The sequence below is a fragment of the Kitasatospora sp. NPDC001225 genome (assembly GCF_053597855.1).
In genome coordinates, this window is sequence record NZ_JBSFJC010000401.1 from 1 (window position 1) to 1,933 (window position 1,933).

The 1,933-nt window shown below is 74.7% G+C and carries 1 protein-coding gene and 2 pseudogenes; 2 read left to right on the forward strand and 1 reads right to left on the reverse strand.

Annotation, left to right across the window (positions count from 1 at the left end; genetic code table 11):
- Nucleotides 1–565, forward strand: a pseudogene (locus ACWDCZ_RS40900) (alpha/beta hydrolase); the annotation flags it as partial.
- Between the two features lie 31 nt (nt 566–596).
- Here the strand turns inward: ACWDCZ_RS40900 and sigJ are convergent.
- Nucleotides 597–1,571, reverse strand: a complete 975-nt coding sequence (gene sigJ / locus ACWDCZ_RS40905; protein WP_449818662.1) for an RNA polymerase sigma factor SigJ — start codon at nt 1,569–1,571, stop codon at nt 597–599.
- Between the two features lie 91 nt (nt 1,572–1,662).
- Between sigJ and ACWDCZ_RS40910 the strand changes: the two are divergent.
- Nucleotides 1,663–1,933, forward strand: a pseudogene (locus ACWDCZ_RS40910) (hypothetical protein); the annotation flags it as partial.

Sequence of the window (1,933 nt, forward strand, 5' to 3'; positions counted from 1 at the left end):
GGACGTCAGGTTCGTGATCGCCGTCGGCACCGCCGTCAACTGGCTCCAGCAGGGCCGCTACAACCTGCTCGCGGAGCTGGGGGAACGGCACGCCTCGCCCGCGGAGACCGCGGCCGCCGTCGCCCGCAGCGACCGCAACCTGGCCGCCCTGCGGGCCGGTTCGACCTTCGAGGAGTACCGGGCCGCCGGCGGCGACGTCGACGGGCTGACCCCCGAGCGCTGGGCGTTCAACAAACGCAACCACCTCGCCGACGCCACCGAGGACCTCGCCGCCCTCCGGGTGCCGGTGCAGCTCGTCCTCGGCGGCCGGGACGTCAACGTCGACAGCGACGACACCGAGGCCGCCTACCGCCGCCTGGTCACCACCCCGGGCCTGCTCCACGTCCTGCGCTTCCCGGACTCGACCCACAACATGGTGCCCAAGGACGTCGAGGACTCCGAGCTGCGCAGCACCTTCCTCGCCGTCGCCGCACCGCGCTCGCTGTTCACCCCCGGCTACCTCGACGGCATGCGGGACTTCCTGTCCTCGCTCGACCCGGCCTCGCCCGACCACCCGAAGGGGTGACCCGCGACGAAACGTGGAGCTGTAGGACCACTCAGCGGCCGTGCGGTTCGCGCTCCGGGTCAAGGCCCGGCTCGTACGCGGTCCACGGGCGCAGCTTCTCCGGGTTGCGGACCGCCCAGACGCGGGTGATCCGGCCGTCGGCCAGGTCGAAGGCCGCCACCGTCGCGGTGCGGCCGCCGAGCCGGGCGACCAGGCCGGGGCGGCCGTTGACGGTCCGTTCGAGGAGGGTGAGCCCGGGGGCGCGGTCGGCGAAGTGGACCAGGTACCGGGCGATCCGCTCGCCGCCCACAACCGGGCGCAGGGCGGCGCCGGCCAGGTCGCCGCCGTCGGCGGTCATCGTGGCGTCGGGGGCGAGCAGGCCGACCAGGGCCGCGATGTCCCGGGCCTCCCAGGCCCGCTTGAAGTCCCGTACCAACCCGGCCTGCGTGCCCGTCGGGGTCGCCGGGGCCCGGGCGGCCCTGATCCGGCGGCGGGCGGAGGAGGCCAGCTGGCGGCAGGCCGCCGGGGTGCGGCCGACGATCCCGGCCACCTCGGGGAAGGGGTAGCGGAAGACGTCGTGCAGGATGAACGCCACCCGCTCCGCCGGGGTCACCGCCTCCAGGACGACCAGGAAGGCCATGGTCACCGACTCGTCCAGGGTGACCCAGTCCGCGGGATCGGCCGGCCCGCCGATCCACTCGCCGCGGTCGGGCAGCGGCTCGGGCAGCCACTCGCCGACGTAGCGCTCCCGCCGGGCCCGCGCCGACCCGAGCTGGTCCAGGCAGACTCGGCCGGCCACCGTGGACAGCCAGGCACCCGGCGAGGCGATGGCCTCCTGCTGCTCCCGGGACAGCGCGTACCACCGGGCGTACGTCTCCTGCACCGCGTCCTCGGCCTCGGCCAGCGAACCGAGCAGCCGGTAGGCCAGGTTGATCAGCTGCCGCCGCTCGCCGACGACCACGCCCGGATCCGGTACGGAGGGGATGTCCGCGGTCGGGGCCGCTCCCCGGGTCTGCTCGTCCGTCATGGACCCTCGCCTCACACTTCGTCGACCTGTGTCGTCGGATGAGCGGGACACTATCGATCGGCTGCCGCGAGGCAGAAGAGGGGAGCGCGTCATGGCCATCGGGACGACGGTGAAGGCGGCCACGGGCAGCACGGGCAGCACGGGCACGGCGGCGGGGCTGCGCGCCCACACCTTCCTCCGGGCCTCCGTGGCGCTCCAGACCGTGGCGGTCCTCTTCCAGGCGGTCACGGCCGGGCTGCTGCTCTCCACCTCCTACGGCGAGACGCTGCACAGCGTCGGCGCGCGCGTGATGTACGGGTCCTCGATGCTGTACCTGCTCGCCGCCGTCCTGGCCTGGCGGCCCGGCGGCGGCTCGCCCCGTC